Source organism: Phytoactinopolyspora halotolerans (genome assembly GCF_010550675.1).
GTDB lineage: Bacteria > Actinomycetota > Actinomycetes > Jiangellales > Jiangellaceae > Phytoactinopolyspora > Phytoactinopolyspora halotolerans.
On record NZ_JAAGOA010000013.1, the window covers coordinates 204,275 to 219,782 of the forward strand.

General features: G+C 69.4%; 10 protein-coding genes. 2 read left to right on the forward strand and 8 right to left on the reverse strand.

The annotated features are described in order from the left end of the window. Positions 1 to 79: 79 nt before the first annotated feature. From gltB to trpB, 5 genes are all read right to left on the reverse strand, one after another. Positions 80 to 4,615, reverse strand: a complete 4,536-nt coding sequence (gltB, locus tag G1H10_RS18910; RefSeq protein WP_163740630.1) for a glutamate synthase large subunit — start codon at positions 4,613 to 4,615, stop codon at positions 80 to 82. 889 nt (positions 4,616 to 5,504) lie between these two features. Continuing rightward, complete coding sequence (gene lgt / locus G1H10_RS18915) at positions 5,505 to 6,986, reverse strand: prolipoprotein diacylglyceryl transferase (RefSeq protein WP_216853419.1); 1,482 nt, start codon at positions 6,984 to 6,986, stop codon at positions 5,505 to 5,507. 27 nt (positions 6,987 to 7,013) lie between these two features. After that, positions 7,014 to 7,874 (reverse strand): DsbA family protein, encoded by an 861-nt coding sequence (locus G1H10_RS18920; protein ID WP_163740632.1) that lies wholly within the window; start codon positions 7,872 to 7,874, stop codon positions 7,014 to 7,016. 149 nt (positions 7,875 to 8,023) lie between these two features. Then, positions 8,024 to 8,818 carry a tryptophan synthase subunit alpha gene (trpA, locus tag G1H10_RS18925; RefSeq protein WP_163740634.1) on the reverse strand — a complete coding sequence of 265 codons (795 nt, stop codon included), beginning with the start codon at positions 8,816 to 8,818 and terminating at the stop codon, positions 8,024 to 8,026. A gap of 229 nt (positions 8,819 to 9,047) precedes the next feature. Continuing rightward, a complete protein-coding gene (gene trpB / locus G1H10_RS18930; RefSeq protein WP_376778638.1) occupies positions 9,048 to 10,274 on the reverse strand; it encodes a tryptophan synthase subunit beta in 1,227 nt (408 codons plus the stop codon). Between the two features lie 393 nt (positions 10,275 to 10,667). Here trpB and G1H10_RS18935 point away from each other — a divergent pair, with 393 nt between their 5' ends. Continuing rightward, positions 10,668 to 11,624 (forward strand): hypothetical protein, encoded by a 957-nt coding sequence (locus G1H10_RS18935; RefSeq protein WP_163740638.1) that lies wholly within the window; start codon positions 10,668 to 10,670, stop codon positions 11,622 to 11,624. Further along, the gene (locus tag G1H10_RS18940; RefSeq protein WP_163740640.1) at positions 11,624 to 13,405 is read left to right on the forward strand and encodes a GMC family oxidoreductase N-terminal domain-containing protein; all 1,782 of its coding nucleotides are present in this window, start codon (positions 11,624 to 11,626) and stop codon (positions 13,403 to 13,405) included. Before G1H10_RS18935 ends, G1H10_RS18940 begins: the two co-directional genes overlap by 1 nt. A gap of 125 nt (positions 13,406 to 13,530) precedes the next feature. Here the strand turns inward: G1H10_RS18940 and trpC are convergent, their stop codons facing one another. The 3 genes from trpC to G1H10_RS18955 form a co-directional block, all read right to left on the reverse strand. Next, positions 13,531 to 14,340, reverse strand: coding sequence for an indole-3-glycerol phosphate synthase TrpC (trpC, locus tag G1H10_RS18945; protein ID WP_163740641.1), 810 nt, complete (start codon positions 14,338 to 14,340; stop codon positions 13,531 to 13,533). A 195-nt stretch (positions 14,341 to 14,535) separates the two neighbouring features. After that, entirely contained in the window at positions 14,536 to 14,889 is a 354-nt protein-coding gene (locus G1H10_RS18950) for a winged helix-turn-helix domain-containing protein (RefSeq protein WP_163740643.1), read from the reverse strand. A 2-nt stretch (positions 14,890 to 14,891) separates the two neighbouring features. Next, on the reverse strand, positions 14,892 to 15,155 hold the full coding sequence (locus tag G1H10_RS18955) for an HGxxPAAW family protein (RefSeq protein ID WP_216853420.1): 264 nt from the start codon (positions 15,153 to 15,155) through the stop codon (positions 14,892 to 14,894). Positions 15,156 to 15,508 lie beyond the last annotated feature (353 nt).

The following is a 15,508-nucleotide window of genomic DNA, read 5'->3' on the forward strand; positions in this document are numbered from 1 at the left end:
CGGGCCGGGCGTCGCATCCGCATCCGCGCCCGCGATGCCTCGCCCGCGACCGGCTTGTCGTGCCAGGTCCCCGGCGGTCTCAGCCGTGTGCCGCCTCCATGATCGCTTCGTCGACGTCACGTCCGTCGCGCTCGGCGGCAGCCTTGGCGGCGAGCACTCGCTTGAAGTCGCGGGGCATGATCTTGGTGAATCGGCCCGCGGCCTGTGTCCAGTCCGCCAGCAGCTGCTCGGCGACCGTGGAACCCGTCTCGTCCCGGTGCTTGCTGACGATCTCCCGCAGCCGGTCCGCCTCGTCGTCGGTGAGCTGCTCCAGCTCGACCATGCCGGGGTTGACCAGCGACGGGTCGAGGTCCAGCACGTAGGTGACCCCGCCCGACATGCCGGCGGCGATGTTGCGGCCGGTCGGGCCGAGAATCACCGCGACACCACCGGTCATGTACTCGCAGGCGTGGTCGCCGACGCCCTCGACGACGGCGGTGACGCCCGAGTTGCGGACGCAGAACCGCTCCCCCGCCTTACCGCGGACGTACAGCTCACCGCCGGTGGCACCGTACGCGGTGACGTTGCCGGTGACGACGTTGTCCTCGGCGGCGAACGACGCCGACCGGTCCGGCCGGACGATCACCCGGCCGCCGGAGAGACCCTTGGCCAGGTAGTCGTTGGCGTCGCCCTCCAGGCGCAGCGTCACGCCCGGCGGCACGAACGCGCCGAACGACTGGCCGGCGGACCCCACCATCGTGATGTCGATCGTGTCGGCCGGCAGGCCGCCGCCCCCGTACCGCTTAGTGATCTCGTGGCCCAGCATGGTGCCGACGGTGCGGTTGACGTTGCGCACCTGAACCTGCGCCCGTACCGGCTCACCGTGCTCCAGCGCGTCGGTGGCCAGCGAGATGAGCTGGTTGTCCAGCGCCTTCTCCAGCCCGTGATCCTGCGCCACCACCTGGTGCCGGGCGGCGCCGTCGGCCAATTCCGGCACGTGCAGCAGCGGCGACAGGTCCAGCCCGGCGGCCTTCCAGTGGTCGACCGCGTCGCTGGTGTCCAGCATCTCGGCGTGGCCGATCGCCTCGTCCAGGCTGCGGAAGCCCAGCTCGGCCAGGTACTCGCGGACCTCCTCGGCGATGTACTCGAAGAAGTTGACGACGAAGTCCGCCTGGCCGGTGTACCGCTTGCGCAGCTCCCGGTTCTGGGTGGCGATCCCGACCGGGCAGGTGTCCAGGTGGCACACGCGCATCATCACGCAGCCGGACACCACCAGCGGCGCGGTGGAGAAGCCGTACTCCTCGGCACCGAGCAGGGCCGCGATGACGACGTCGCGCCCGGTCTTGAGCTGGCCGTCCGTCTGCACGACGATCCGGTCCCGCAGCCCGTTGAGCAGCAGCGTCTGCTGCGTCTCGGCCAGACCGAGCTCCCACGGGCCGCCGGCATGCTTGAGGCTGGTCAGCGGCGCCGCACCCGTGCCGCCGTCATGCCCGGAGATCAGCACGACGTCCGCGTGCGCCTTGGAGACACCCGCGGCGACCGTGCCGACGCCGACCTCGGCCACCAGCTTGACGTGGATGCGGGCGCTGGGGTTGGCGTTCTTCAGGTCGTGGATCAGCTGCGCCAGATCCTCGATGGAGTAGATGTCGTGGTGCGGCGGCGGCGAGATCAAGCCGACGCCCGGCGTCGAATGCCGGGTCTTGGCCACCCACGGCCACACCTTGTTACCGGGCAGCTGGCCACCCTCGCCAGGCTTCGCGCCCTGCGCCATCTTGATCTGGATGTCGTCGGCGTTGGTCAGGTAGTCCGACGTGACGCCGAACCGGCCGCTGGCCACCTGCTTGACGGCGCTGCGCCGCTCCGGGTCGTAGAGCCGCTCGGTGTCCTCGCCGCCCTCGCCGGTGTTCGACTTTCCGCCGAGCCGGTTCATCGCGATGGCGAGCGTCTCGTGCGCCTCCTGGCTGATCGATCCGTAGGACATCGCCCCGGTGGAGAACCGTTTGACGATGCTCTCGACCGGCTCGACCTCCTCGATCGGCACCGGCGGGCGCGCGCCCTCCTTGAAGGAGAACAGGCCGCGCAGCGTCATCAGCCGCTTCGACTGCTCGTTGACGCGGCTGGTGTACTGCTTGAACACGTCGTACCGGCCGGCGCGTGTGGAGTGCTGCAGCCGGAACACCGTCTCCGGGTCGAACAGGTGGTGTTCGCCCTCGCGGCGCCACTGGTACTCGCCGCCCACCTCGAGCGTGCGGTGCGCTGCGGCGACGCCGCCCGGCGGGTAGGCCCGCACGTGCCGGCGTCGTACCTCTTCGGCGATGACGTCGAGCCCGACGCCGCCGAGCCGCGACGTCGTTCCGGTGAAGTACTTGTCGACGACGTCCTGCGCCAGCCCGATGGCCTCGAAGATCTGCGCACCGGTGTAGGAGGCGACGGTCGAGACGCCCATCTTGCTCATGACCTTGAGCACGCCCTTGCCGAGCGCCTTGATCAGGTTGGCAACGGCCTGCTCCGGGTCGGTCTCCGGCAGCACCGTGCCGCGCCGGGCCAGGTCCTCCACGCTCTCCATGGCCAGGTACGGGTTGACCGCGGCGGCGCCGTAGCCGATGAGCAGCGCCACGTGGTGCACCTCGCGCACGTCGCCCGCTTCGACCACCAGGCCCACCAGCGTCCGGGTCTTCTCCCGTACCAGGTGGTGGTGGACGGCACTGGTCAGCAGCAGCGACGGGATCGGCGCCTGGATGGCGTCGGAGTGGCGGTCGGACAGCACGATGATCCGCGCGCCGTTGTCGATCGCCTTGGAGACCTCGTTGCAGATCTCGTCCAGCCGGCGTGCCAGCGCGGCGCCCCCACCGGCCACGTCGTACAGGCCGCGCACCACGTGGGTGGCGTAGCCGGGCAGGTTGCCGTCCTGGTTGATGTGGATGATCTTGGCCAGGTCGTCGTTGTTGATGACCGGGAACGGCACCACCAGCTGGCGGCAGGACGCGGCACCGGGCTCCAGCAGGTTGCCCTCCGGGCCGAGGGTGCTGGCAAGCGAGGTCACCAGCTCCTCCCGGATGGCGTCCAGCGGCGGGTTGGTGACCTGTGCGAACAGCTGGGTGAAGTAGTCGAAGATGAGCCGCGGCCGCTCCGAGATGGCCGCTACCGGCGTGTCGGTGCCCATCGAGCCGATCGGTTCGGCACCGGCCTTGGCCATCGGGGTGAGCAGGATCCGCAGCTCCTCTTCGGTATAGCCGAAGGTCTGCTGGCGGCGGGCGACGCTGGCGTGCGTGTGCACCACGTGCTCGCGCTCGGGCAGGTCGTTGAGCCGGATCAGCCCGGCGTGCAGCCACTCGTCATACGGCGCGGCCGTGGCCAGCTCGTTCATCACCTCGTCGTCGCTGATCAGACGGTGCTCGCCGAGGTCGGCCAGGAACATCCGGCCAGGTTCCAGGCGGCCCTTGCGGACCACCTTGGACGGCTCGATGTCCAGCACGCCCGCCTCGGAGGCCAGGACGACGAGGCCGTCGTCGGTGACCCACCACCGGCCCGGGCGGAGACCATTGCGGTCCAGCACCGCACCGACCTGGTTGCCGTCGGTGAAGACCACGCAGGCCGGGCCGTCCCACGGCTCCATGACGGTGCTGTGGAACTCGAAGAACGCCTTGCGCTCCGGCGACAGCCCGGCGTGGTTCTCCCACGCCTCCGGGATCATCATCCGCACCGCGTGCGGCAGGCTCCGTCCGCCCAGATGCAGCAGCTCCAGCACCTCGTCGAAGCTGGCCGAGTCGCTGCCGGTGGGGTCGACGATCGGGTACAGCCGGGTCAGATCACCCGGGATGAGACCGCTGGACATCAGCGACTCGCGGGCGCGCATCCAGTTCCGGTTGCCCTGCACCGTGTTGATCTCGCCGTTGTGCGCGACGTACCGGTACGGGTGCGCCAGCGGCCAGCTCGGGAACGTGTTGGTGGAGAACCGGGAGTGGACCACGGCGAGCGCGGAGGTGAAGCGGTGATCCGACAGGTCCGGGAAGAACGGCTCCAGCTGTCCGGTGGTCAGCATGCCCTTGTACACCACGGTGCGCGAGGACAGGCTCGGGAAGTACACCTCGGCCTCGTGCTCGGCACGCTTGCGCAGCGCGAACGCCTGACGCTCCAGCAGCAGGCCGTCGCTCGCGTCGACCTGCTGGTCGACATCCGAGGTGGGGGCCACGAACAGCTGGCGGAACCGCGGCATCGTCGACCGTGCCGTCGCGCCGACCAACGACGGCGTGGTCGGCACATCGCGCCAGCCCAGCACGCGCAGGCCTTCCTCGCCGGCGATCCGGCCGATCGCGTCGACCGCCTTCTGCTCCTGCTCGTCGTCGTCCGGCAGGAACGCCAGACCGACCGCGTACGAACCCGGTTCGGGCAGGTCGAAGCCGACGACGGTCCGGAAGAACTCATCCGGGATCTGGACCAGGATTCCGGCGCCGTCGCCGGAGTCGGGCTCCGAGCCCGACGCTCCCCGGTGATCGAGATTGGCCAGCGCAGTCAGTCCATGGCGGACAATCTCGTGGCTGGCTATACCGTCGAGGGTGGCCACGAAGGCCACGCCGCAGGCGTCATGCTCGAACCGGGGGTCGTACAAGCCCTGGCGGGCAGGAGTGAGGCGCATGGGCACTCCCGTCGTCTCGAAGGGGCGGCGGGTGGGGCGGGACGGCACTGGCCCTAATGGAAGCTCGCTACGAGTTTCATGGAGGTTACATCATCGGCGCAGGGAAATGTTGCCGCGTCTCGCCATTTTGTCCGCTTAGCAACATTTCACGGAAGGACCGACGCGGCGCCGGTGCCGCCGGTCGGGCTCATCGTGATCTCCCTGTAGGGCTGATCTTGATGCACCGCGCCAGTGTGACTGTACAGCATGTAACCAGACGAGAGCTATCGGACACACCTCGTTAACCACGTCACTCCTGGTCATGGAGGCGCTCATCACCGCCGCCGACCGGCGTGGCGACCTCATGTGTACAGTCGAGCGTCGACGTGGCAGACGGACGTGCACCGGTTGATCAGGCCGCACGCCGAGCTCAGCTCGCACATCAGGCCGCACGTCGAACTCACGTCGCACATCGGAGCCACACGTCGAACTCACGTCGCACATCCGGCCACACGTCGAACTCACGTCGCACCGGCTGATCGAGCCCCGCCGAGCTCAGCCGGCGCTCACTCTCACCGGGCCGTGTGGGCAGTCGTGTACATTTCCGCCGCCCCACGCAGCCGTGCCCACACTCGTGTGAACAACAGCCGCCCACAGCGGCAACCCGCCCCACGACCGCTCACACCACCCCACGACACCGCCATTCAGCGGCACACAGCCACACGACCCATCACACGGCAGGCGCGCAGCGGCCCATGGCCACACGACCCGTCACACGACAGGCGGCCGGCGCGGCACATAGCCACACGACGCATCACACGACACCCGAGGAACGGGTTAACCTCACACGGGCCTTGTCACGGCTGATGACCATGAAGATGACAAGCGCTGCCACTTATGGATGGCTCGCTTAGGTGTCGTCGGAGGCGTCACTCGCGGATTCTCCCCGCACCACATCACCCAGCGAGGCGGTGCCAGGTCGCGTGGCACTGCGCTTGGTCCTCGCAGCCGTGCCCCCGCCCGGCGCGTCGCCCGGCGATCGCGCGGTGTCACCAAGCGAGGATGCCTTCTCCGCAGTCCCTTCGGACTCCTCGCCTCCATCGCCGTCGCCATCGCCGTCTTCGGGCGGTTCCCCATCGGACGGCGGACGACTGTCGGCGTCGTCAGTCGAAGCACGCTCGGCTGAGGCATGATCTGCCGACGCACGGTCGGCTGAGGCGCCGCCGGCGGGGGCATCGTCGGCGGAGGCGCGAGCATCGTTCGCGGCGGCATCGCCGTCGGCGGCGGCATCATCGGACGACGCGTCGCCGGCTGCAGGACCGTCAGCAGCATCCTTGTCCGACGCGTCTTTCTTGGACGACGTCGTGGCGGCCGATCTGTCCCCAGACGCCGTATCGCCGGCGGCCGTCTCCTCGGACTGTGCCGTGCTCGTGGCCGACGTGTCGTCGTCGCCCCGTTTCTCGTCGTCGCCGGAACCGGACTCGTCGTCGCTTGCCTGGGCCGACTCGCTTTCCGCGTACACGCCCAGCAGCGTCTCGGGCGCCTCCCGGCCGGGATGACGCCGGGCGGAAATGATGAAACCGACCACCGCACCGATGAAGACGAGCGCCGCCACCCACTGGTTGACCCGCAGTCCGAAGATCTCGTTGGCCGGGTCGATACGCAAGTACTCGAAGAGACTGCGGCCCAGCGTGTAGCCGGCGACGTACAGCGCGATCACGCGGCCGTGCCCCAGCTTGAACCGCCGATCCGCCCAGATCAGCAGCAGCGCGACACCGAACGCCCACAGCGACTCGTACAGGAAGGTCGGGTGGAACAGCACGTCCGGATCGGCACGATACTCCTCGGGCCGCTCGGCCGGGTCGATCTCCAGGCCCCACGGCAGGTCCGTCGGCCGTCCGTAGAGTTCCTGGTTGAAGTAGTTGCCCCAGCGTCCGATCCCCTGGGCCACCAGGATGCCGGGCGCCAGCGCGTCGCCCATCGCCGGGAACGGTATCTTCGCCCGACGGCACGCGATCCATACGCCGAGCGCACCGCCCGAGATCGCACCCCAGATGCCGATGCCGCCCTGCCAGACGAAGAACGCCTCGTACCACTCGTACCTGCTGTCCGCACCGAAGTAGAGCTGGTTGTCGGTGATGACGTGGTAGATGCGGGCCCCGATGATGCCGAACGGCACAGCCCACAGAGCGACGTCGCTGACCGCCAGCGACGAGCCGCCGCGCGCCACCCATCGACGGCTGCCGATCCACACCGCCACCAGGATGCCGACGACGATCGCCAGCGCGTAGGCCCGGATCGGCACGGGCCCGAGATGCCAGACTTCCTCACTCGGGCTCGGAATCGACGCGGGCAGCATGGTCGGCACGGCAGCCGGCAAGATCGGACTCACGGGGAGACAGTACCGGCTCGTCCGGCGCTAGTCATCACCCGCGCCGCCGTCCTCGTCACTCTGGGCCTCATCCGCGGACTCCTCGCCGTCGGCACCCTCGGTGGACTCGTCACTGTCCTCGCCCTCGGTGCTGTCCTCACCCTCGGTGGGCTCGCTGTCGGCGCCTTCGTCCGTGTCCCCGGCTCCGGCCGCCGCCTCGACCACCGACGCCAGATTCTGCGGCGACCAGTCATCGACCTTCTCACCGTTGACGAAGACGGTCGGCGTACCCGTGACCTCCTCGACGCCGTTGGCAGCCTCGGTCACCGACGACGACCAGCTCTCGTACGTCTCGTTCCGCACGCAGCTCTCATAGTCGCCACCGATGCCGGCCTCGTCGCCCAGGTCGACCAGTCTGTTGTTGGTCCACTGCTGCGGACTCGCGAATGCCGCGTCCAGGAACTCGTCGGCCATGCCCTCGTCGGCCGCGCACGCGTATGCGTTGTTCGCACGCTGCGAATTGACCCCGCCGGTGTAGGTGACCGGGTAGTTGATGAGCTGGACCTGCCCCGACTCGACCCACTCATCGATCTGCTGGCCGTTGGCCTGTTCGAACTCCGCGCAGTGCGGGCAGAGGAAGTCGAGCCAGACCTCCATCACCACCGGCGCGGAAGAGTCACCGGTCACGATCCCCTGATGGTCCCCCGCCACGGCGGTCGGCACCGTTTCCGCACCGTCACCACCGTCGTCGTCGTTGCTGATCACCGCGACGGCAATGATGGCCACGGCGACGAGCACCGCCCCGGCGATGCTGAAGCGCATCATGCGCTCCCGGGCACGGTCCTTGCGTGCCTGCTCTTCGCGCATGGCCTGGACCCGTGCACGGGCCTCCGCCTTCTTGCTGCTCATCGAATGCCTTTCCGAATGACATCAACCGATTGGACTCGTCCGCAGCGTCGCCACGCCGCCGCCGGCCGAGAAGACCACCGACGACGGTACAACTTCCGCCGCACCGAGGCGAGTTCCGCACGGACAATCACAGATCGGTCACACCCTCATCACCGACGACGAACGCCGGCGGCCAGGTCAGCGGCGAGCTTACCGGCGGCTCGCGCCCCCTCGGCGGGCGAATCCGCCTCCAGCATGCACCGCACAAAAGCCGACCCGACGATGACGCCGTCCGCGAACGACGCGATCTGCGCGGCCTGGTCGCCGTTGGACACCCCGAGCCCGACCGCCAGCGGCGTCTGCGTGACCGTGCGCGCACGCGCGACCAGCCCGGCCGCCGCATCACCCACCTGGTCCCGGGTGCCGGTGACGCCCATGGTCGATGCGGCGTAGACGAACCCGCGGCACGCCTCGGCGGTCAGCGCGATCCGCTCGTCCGTCGACGACGGCGCGATCAGGAACACGGTGTCCAGGTCGTGTGCCCGGGCGGCCGGCAACCACTCGTCCGAGTCGTCCGGCAGCAGGTCCGGGGTGATCGCCCCGGCTCCCCCGGCGGAGGCCAGGTCCCGGGCGAACCGCTCCGTCCCGTACCGGTCGATCGGGTTCCAATACGACATGACCAGCGCCGGCGTCCCGGTCTCGGCAACGGCCTCCACCGTGCGCAGCACGTGCGTGGTATCCGTGCCCGCGCGCAGCGCGGCGTCGACCGCCGCCTGGATCACCGGCCCGTCCATCAGCGGATCCGAATACGGAAGCCCGATCTCCACCACGTCGACACCCGCGTCGACCATCGCCTTCAGCGCATCGATCCCGCCGGCCACACTCGGGTATCCGGCCGGGAGGTAACCGATGAGCGCCGCGCGGTTCTCCGCCCGTGCCTTCTCGAACACAGCGGACGTGTTCACTTCTCCTCCTGCTGGGCGGTAGCGTCCGAGTCCTGCTCCATGTTTCCTGGTCGCATTCCGCTCCTCGCTTGCTCCGCGGGCGGCTCCGCTCGTTCCTCGCTACGCCGACCACTCCACTCGCTCGTCACGTCATTGCTCCATGTTTCCTGGTCGCATTCCGCTCCTCGCTTGCTCCGCGGGCGGCTCCGCTCGTTCCTCGCTACGCCGACCACTCCACTCGCTCGTCACGTCATTGCTCCATCAGGCCGAACCACTTGGCCGCCGTGTCCACGTCCTTGTCACCACGGCCGGAGAGATTCACCAGGATCACGGCGTCCGGGCCGAGCTCGGCACCGAGGCGACGCACCCCGGCGAGGGCGTGCGCGCTCTCGATCGCCGGGATGATGCCCTCGGTCCGGCAGAGCAGCCGGAACGCTTCCATCGCCTCGGCGTCGTCCACCGGCTGATAGATCGCGCGGCCGCTGTCCTTGAGCCACGAATGCTCCGGACCGACGCCCGGGTAGTCCAGGCCGGCCGAGATCGAGTGCGACTCGATGGTCTGCCCGAACTCGTCCTGCAGCAGGTAGGACCGCGCCCCGTGCAGCACACCGGGGGCACCGGCGGTGATGGTCGCGGCGTGCCGGCCCGACGCGACGCCGTCACCTCCCGCCTCGAACCCGTACAGCTTGACGTCGGCGTCGTCGACGAAGGCGTGGAAGATCCCGATCGCGTTCGAGCCGCCGCCGACGCACGCGGCCACCGCGTCCGGCAGCCGCCCGGTCAGCTCCAGCACCTGTTGCCGGGCCTCGACGCCGATGATGCGTTGCAGGTCGCGCACCAGCGTCGGGAACGGGTGCGGACCGGCGACCGTCCCGAACACGTAGTTGGTGGTGGCCACGTTGGTGACCCAGTCCCGCAACGCCTCGTTGATCGCGTCCTTCAAGGTGCGCGACCCGGTGGAGACAGGGATCACCGTCGCACCGAGGAGCTCCATCCGGGCGACGTTGAGCGCCTGCCGGCGGGTGTCCTCCTCGCCCATGTAGATGACGCACTCCAGGCCCATCAGCGCGGCGGCCGTCGCCGTGGCCACGCCATGCTGCCCGGCACCGGTCTCGGCGATCACCCGCCGCTTGCCGATCCGCTTGGTCAGCAGCGCCTGGCCCAGCACATTGTTGATCTTGTGCGAGCCGGTGTGGTTCAAATCCTCGCGTTTGAGGAGGACCCGGGCTCCATGTGCGGCCTCGGCGCCGAACCGGGCCACCTCGGTCACCGGGGTCGGCCGGCCGCTGTACGACCGCAGCAGACCGTCGAGCTCGGCCTGGAACGCGGGGTCCGCGGCCGCGGACTGGTATTCGCGGTCCAGCTCGTCCAGCGCCGCGATCAGCGCTTCCGGCACATAGCGTCCGCCGTAGGGCCCGAACCGTCCCGGACGGTCGGCACCGCCTGGGCGGCCGACGCTGCCCGGACCGCTCGTCACGCTCGACTCAGACACTGGTGGCTCCATCGAAGAGGCGTCCATCCACGTTGTCAGACAGTAGTCGCACACCCGTCGCGCGACATCAGCGGGTCAGACCAGTGACGCGCGTGGTCACGCACGCCGGTTTCCGGCCAGCATGTCATGCATGGCCCATGTTCGTCGCCTTCTGAGCCGGCCGATCAACCGTTCGGTCGAGTTGTCGAGGGATCCGTTGACCAGTGCGTGCGGCTTCGCTAGCTTCACCGCATCGCAAGTTACCCGCGCGTAACGCGGCTCCCCCTCCGGGCGCCGCCTACGCCGTGTTCGTCTCTCGCCGACGCGCCGCACCACCCTGGCAACCAGCTGCGCCGGCGGCGGCCGATTCACCGTCCCGCCCACCCCGAAGGTTCGCTCATGCCTGATCAACCAGTGCGCACGCCGGACCGTTTGCTGGCGCGCCGCACGTTCCTCGCGCGGATCGGCGTCCTCGGCGCGACATCCGCCGTCGCCACCGCGATCCCGGCGACGACGCTCGCCCGCACGTCACAGGCGGCACCCGCCGCCCCGGCACACCCGGACACCGCGTCCGTGACCGACGCGGCACTGGACCGGCTACTCGATCTGCTGCGACCGGTCCTGTCCGAACTCTCCCGCGACACGCTCAGCGGGCTCGTCGTGATGACCTCCCCCGGCCCGGACCGCTTCTCCGCCGCACAGGGCACGCCGCGGCCGGAGCCCGGCGCCATCGAGGCCGGCGGCACCGACTTCATCATCGAGGCGCTGGACGGGTTCGTGCCGTTCCCGGACCAGCTCTCCACTCCCCTCCTGGCGGCGCTCACCACGGCCCTCGACGACACCGGCATCGCCCTGCCCACGTCGCTGAACACGCTCCTGCTCGGCCAGGTCGCCACACTCGACCAGGCGCTGCTGGTCATCCTGCGCAACGATCAGACGCTGCCGCTGTCGCTGGTGGTCGCGCTGCTGCTGAACCTGCTCGCCACCCAGGTGAATCCGCTGTCGGTCACCGGCGTGTTGTCGTCGCCGTTCGCCCGGCTCAGTCTCGACGAGAAATGCCGTGCGTTCGAGTTGCTGGAGGGCCCGGACGCCGACCTGATCGGTCTGCTGGACGCGAATCTCCCCGAGCCGCTGCGCGACTCGCTCTCCGGTCTGCTGCGGTTCCTTGCCGGCGCGCTGCTGGAGTTCTCCGCCTTCGGCTCCTACAACGAGTGGGCGGTGTTCGACCGTCAGACGCGCGAGCTCACCGCCCGTCCCGTCGGCTGGGAGCTCTCCGGTTACCAGCCCGACGGCGTCGTGCACGGCTGGGACGACTTCATCGGCTACTACCAGGACCGGAGCGAGGTGGGTGCGTGATGCGCGACGTCATCGTGATCGGCGCCGGCGGCGGCGGGCCCGTCGTCGCCAAGGAGCTGGCCGGGCGCGGCCTGGACGTCCTGCTGCTGGAGGCCGGCCCTCGGCATGCGGACCCGGATTCGGAGTGGACGCACCTGGAGAATGACGCGAACAACCCGCTGACCGGCTTCCTGCGGTTCGGCCCGCAGGACCGCGGCGCGCCTGCCTGGTACCGGGAGACACCGCAGAACTCCTTCATCTGGCAGCTCTCCGGCGTCGGCGGCACCACGCAGCACTACTTCGGCAACTGTCCGCGCGCCATGCCCGGAGTCTTCACCGGCTACGACGGCGCGGACCGGGACGCCTACGACACGGCCCACCTGTTCCCGTTCAGCTACGACGAGCTCGTGCCGTACTACGAGTGGGTGGAGGCGACGCTGCCGGTCCAGACGGCGGCGATGGGCACCAAGGAGTCGGTCTTCTTCCGCGGATGTGAGGGCATCGGGCTACCGGTGCAGACCACCAAGACGACCGTCGAGGATTCCTTCCGCCCGCAGCAGAACGCCATCCTGCAGCCCGGCGGGTGGGCCGGCAAGGTCACCGGCCGGGACGATCCGCGGTTGCGTTATCCCGAGTCCACCGGCTGCACGTTCTGCGGGTACTGCATGCAGGGCTGCAGCATGCCGCACGGCGCGCCGCGCAACCTCGCGGCGAAGCGCTCCACCGACAACAGCTACGTCCCGATGGCGCTCACCGCGGACGCCTGGGCCGACGGCGGGCGCGCCGCCGAACTCATCGCGGACGCCTATGTCACCAGGATCCACACCGAACGGCGGAGCGGCGAAACCGTCGCCACCGGCGTCACCTGGCGGGTCGGCAGCACCGGCGAGGTGCACCGGGAGGACGCCGCCGTCGTCGTCCTGGCCGGGGGCTGCACCGAAAGCCCCCGGCTGTGGCTGAACAGCGCATTGCCCAATCCGAACGGCTGGGTCGGCCGCGGATACACCGACCACTTCTTCGACTGGATGATCGGCCTGTTCGACGAGCGCACCGAGTCCAGCAAGGGCGCCGCCTCCGCCGCCCGGGCCGACTTCCCCGGCCGCGGCGGCATGGAGAACGTCGGCCTCACCCCCGGTCTGCAGCAGTTCGCCGCCGTGTTCTCCGACAGCGGCATCCGCGGGCACCACACCAACGGACGGGCACCGAAGGGACCCTGGGACGGCCCGGCCGGTCGGATGATCGGTCCGGAGCTGAAGGACGCCCTGATGAACGGGATCGACCGGCTGTTGAACATCCTGGTGATCACCGACGACGACGTCGAGGCGCACAACCGGGTGACTCTGTCCGCGCTCCCCGCCGACGAACATGGCCCCGTCCCCAAGGTCCGCTTTCACCAGCGCCGACGATCCGCCCGGACGCTGGCCAATCGGGAGTTCGTCGCCCGGAAGGCCGCCGAGGTGCTTCGCGCCGCCGGCGCCCGGAAAGTGGTGCGGGTGGACTGGCCGCCGCTGCTGCTGCATGTGCAGTCGTCGATGCGGATGGGACGCTCCGAGGACGACTCGGTCCTGAATGCCGACGCCGAGGCCCGCTGGGTCAAGCGCCTCTTCGTCGCGGACAATTCCGCGCTCGCCAACAGCCTGGGCGGCCCGAACCCGACGCTGACCGCTCAGGCCCTGGCGACGCGCACCGCGGAGAAGATCTTCAGCACCTATTTCGGCGGCGACCCCTGGGTGGCGAGGGAGGCGCCGACGGTCTCCACCGACGCGCGCATCTCCAGCCGCCTCGCTGACGTCGTCGGGTAGGCGGCGGCGCAGCACGGTGAGTCACATACCCCTCCGCCGTCTCCTGGCCCTGGGTCTCACTCGCGCCCATCGAGTAGGTCCGAGTGAAGAAGCCCAGGCCAGGGGGCGGTAGGGCGGTAGGGGCCTTACTGGAAGCGGTTGTTCAGCGCGGGATGCGCGCCGGCGGCCACCAGGTCGGCCACCGCGCTGCGCGGATCCTTGCCGGTCACGAGCGTCTCACCGACCAGCACCGCATCCGCGCCCTCCTGGCCGAGCTCGATCACGTCATGCGGGCCCTTCACGCCGGACTCGGCGATGCGCACCACGCCGTCCGGGATCAGTGGAGCGAGCCGGTGGAACGTCTGCGGGTCGACCTGCAACGTCTTCAAATCCCGCGCGTTGACGCCGATGATCCGCGCGCCCGCGTCCGCCGCCCGCTGCACCTCTTCCGGCGTGTGCGCCTCGACCAGCGGGGTCAGCCCGATGGACTCGGCCCGCTCGATCAGGCTGACCAGGGCGTTCTGCTCCAGCGCCGCGACGATCAGCAGGGCCAGGTCGGCTCCGACGGCACGAGCTTCCCAGAGCTGGTAGCTGGTGACGATGAAGTCCTTGCGCAGAATCGGCGTGTCCACCGCCGTCCGCACGGCACGTAGGTCGTCCAATGACCCGCCGAACCGCCGCTGCTCGGTCAGCACGCTGATCGCCGCCGCACCACCGGCCTCGTAGTCCGCGGCCAGGGCCGCAGGGTCGGCGATCTCCGCCAGGGAACCCTTCGACGGGCTCGACCGTTTCACCTCTGCGATGACCGACACCCCTGACGAACGCAGCAACGGCAGCGGGTCACGCGCTGGAGGTTGCTTGGCGGCCAGCGCCTTCAACTCAGCCAGCGGCACCTGCTCCTGGCGCTCGGCAAGATCGGCGCGGACGCCGTCGAGGATCTCCTCGAGTACGCTCACTCGTGCCCTCCGCACTCCGAATCCATTCCCTCATGGCGATCTGCTGCATCGTGCTGCATCGTGGTTCGGCTGCTCCAGACTAGCCACGGACTCTGACGCCCGGTCTCGCACCCCCCGCCCTGTTTCCACGCTCCGCGAAGATCCGCAGGTAAAGGGCGTCGGCATCGGCACGCAGCGTGGCATCGGCGACCGCGTTCAGCTCGATGGCCCGTGTAGCGCGTAGCCGACGCCACGCACCGCGCGGATCTCGAACGTTCCGCGCAGTTTGCTCCGCAACGTCGCGACATGGACGTCGATGGTGCGAGATCCGACCGGATTGGGGTATCCCAACGCGTCGCACATCAGATCCTGCCGGGTGCAGACCTCTCCGGGTCGACTCATCAGGTAGGCCAGCACCGCGGTCTGCAGGGGCGTCAGCGAGATGTCGTCGCCGGCGGGCAGTCCGGCCAGGCAGCGCCGGCTCATGTCGAGCGTGACCCCGCCCAGCGAGATCGACGACGGGCGCCCAGAAGGCCAACCCGCCGGGACGGCGCCGCGGCCGCCCGCCATGGCTACCCGTCTCGGCCCTCAGGCCCTGGCGTGACGACCTGCTCCGGACTCTCGTCGTCGGAGCCGGGCCGCTCGGCGCCCAGGCCCATCATCTGCATGACCTTGCCGACGATACCCCCGAGCACCATGAGGCCGACGCCGCCGAACCAGAACACCTGCCAGGTCAACGTCATGACACCGATCGCGCCGACCACGAACCCGGCCACGATGATGATGACGGCCGCCCAAGCCGCCGGTGTGTGACCGTGGTGGTCGTCGTTGGCCATGCTCATCTCCTCGAGGTCTCCAGGCGTCCAGGACGATGGCCCGGCACGCCTGCACGTCATTTCGCTATCACCATTGTGCCGGAAGGTCCAGCGGTCGCGCCGCCGGGGCGGATAAGCCGGACTCGAACCAGCACGATTCCTCTGCTCACGGCGGGCGAGCCATGCGGGTCGGTCGACAACCGGACGCCCGACCGACTTACCGAGAGGTCGCCACCGGCCCGGCGTTCTAGGGCGTGTCTCCCAATTCTTTCGTTTGGTGTGGTTGATCATGGATGAGTGCTCAGAACTGGTGTGATTTCGGATGAGTTGTGGGAGTTGATCGAGCCGGAGCTGCCATCCCACGTGGGTCGGCG

Coding starts and splice junctions, on each gene's coding strand:
- gltB (WP_163740630.1), bottom strand. CDS start 4,615: ATGCGCCTCACTCCTGCCCGCCAGGGCTTGTACGACCCCCGGTTCGAG.
- G1H10_RS18920 (WP_163740632.1), bottom strand. CDS start 7,874: ATGAGCAGCAAGAAGGCGGAGGCCCGTGCACGGGTCCAGGCCATGCGC.
- G1H10_RS18935 (WP_163740638.1), top strand. CDS start 10,668: ATGCCTGATCAACCAGTGCGCACGCCGGACCGTTTGCTGGCGCGCCGC.
- G1H10_RS18940 (WP_163740640.1), top strand. CDS start 11,624: ATGCGCGACGTCATCGTGATCGGCGCCGGCGGCGGCGGGCCCGTCGTC.
- G1H10_RS18950 (WP_163740643.1), bottom strand. CDS start 14,889: ATGGCGGGCGGCCGCGGCGCCGTCCCGGCGGGTTGGCCTTCTGGGCGC.
- G1H10_RS18955 (WP_216853420.1), bottom strand. CDS start 15,155: ATGGCCAACGACGACCACCACGGTCACACACCGGCGGCTTGGGCGGCC.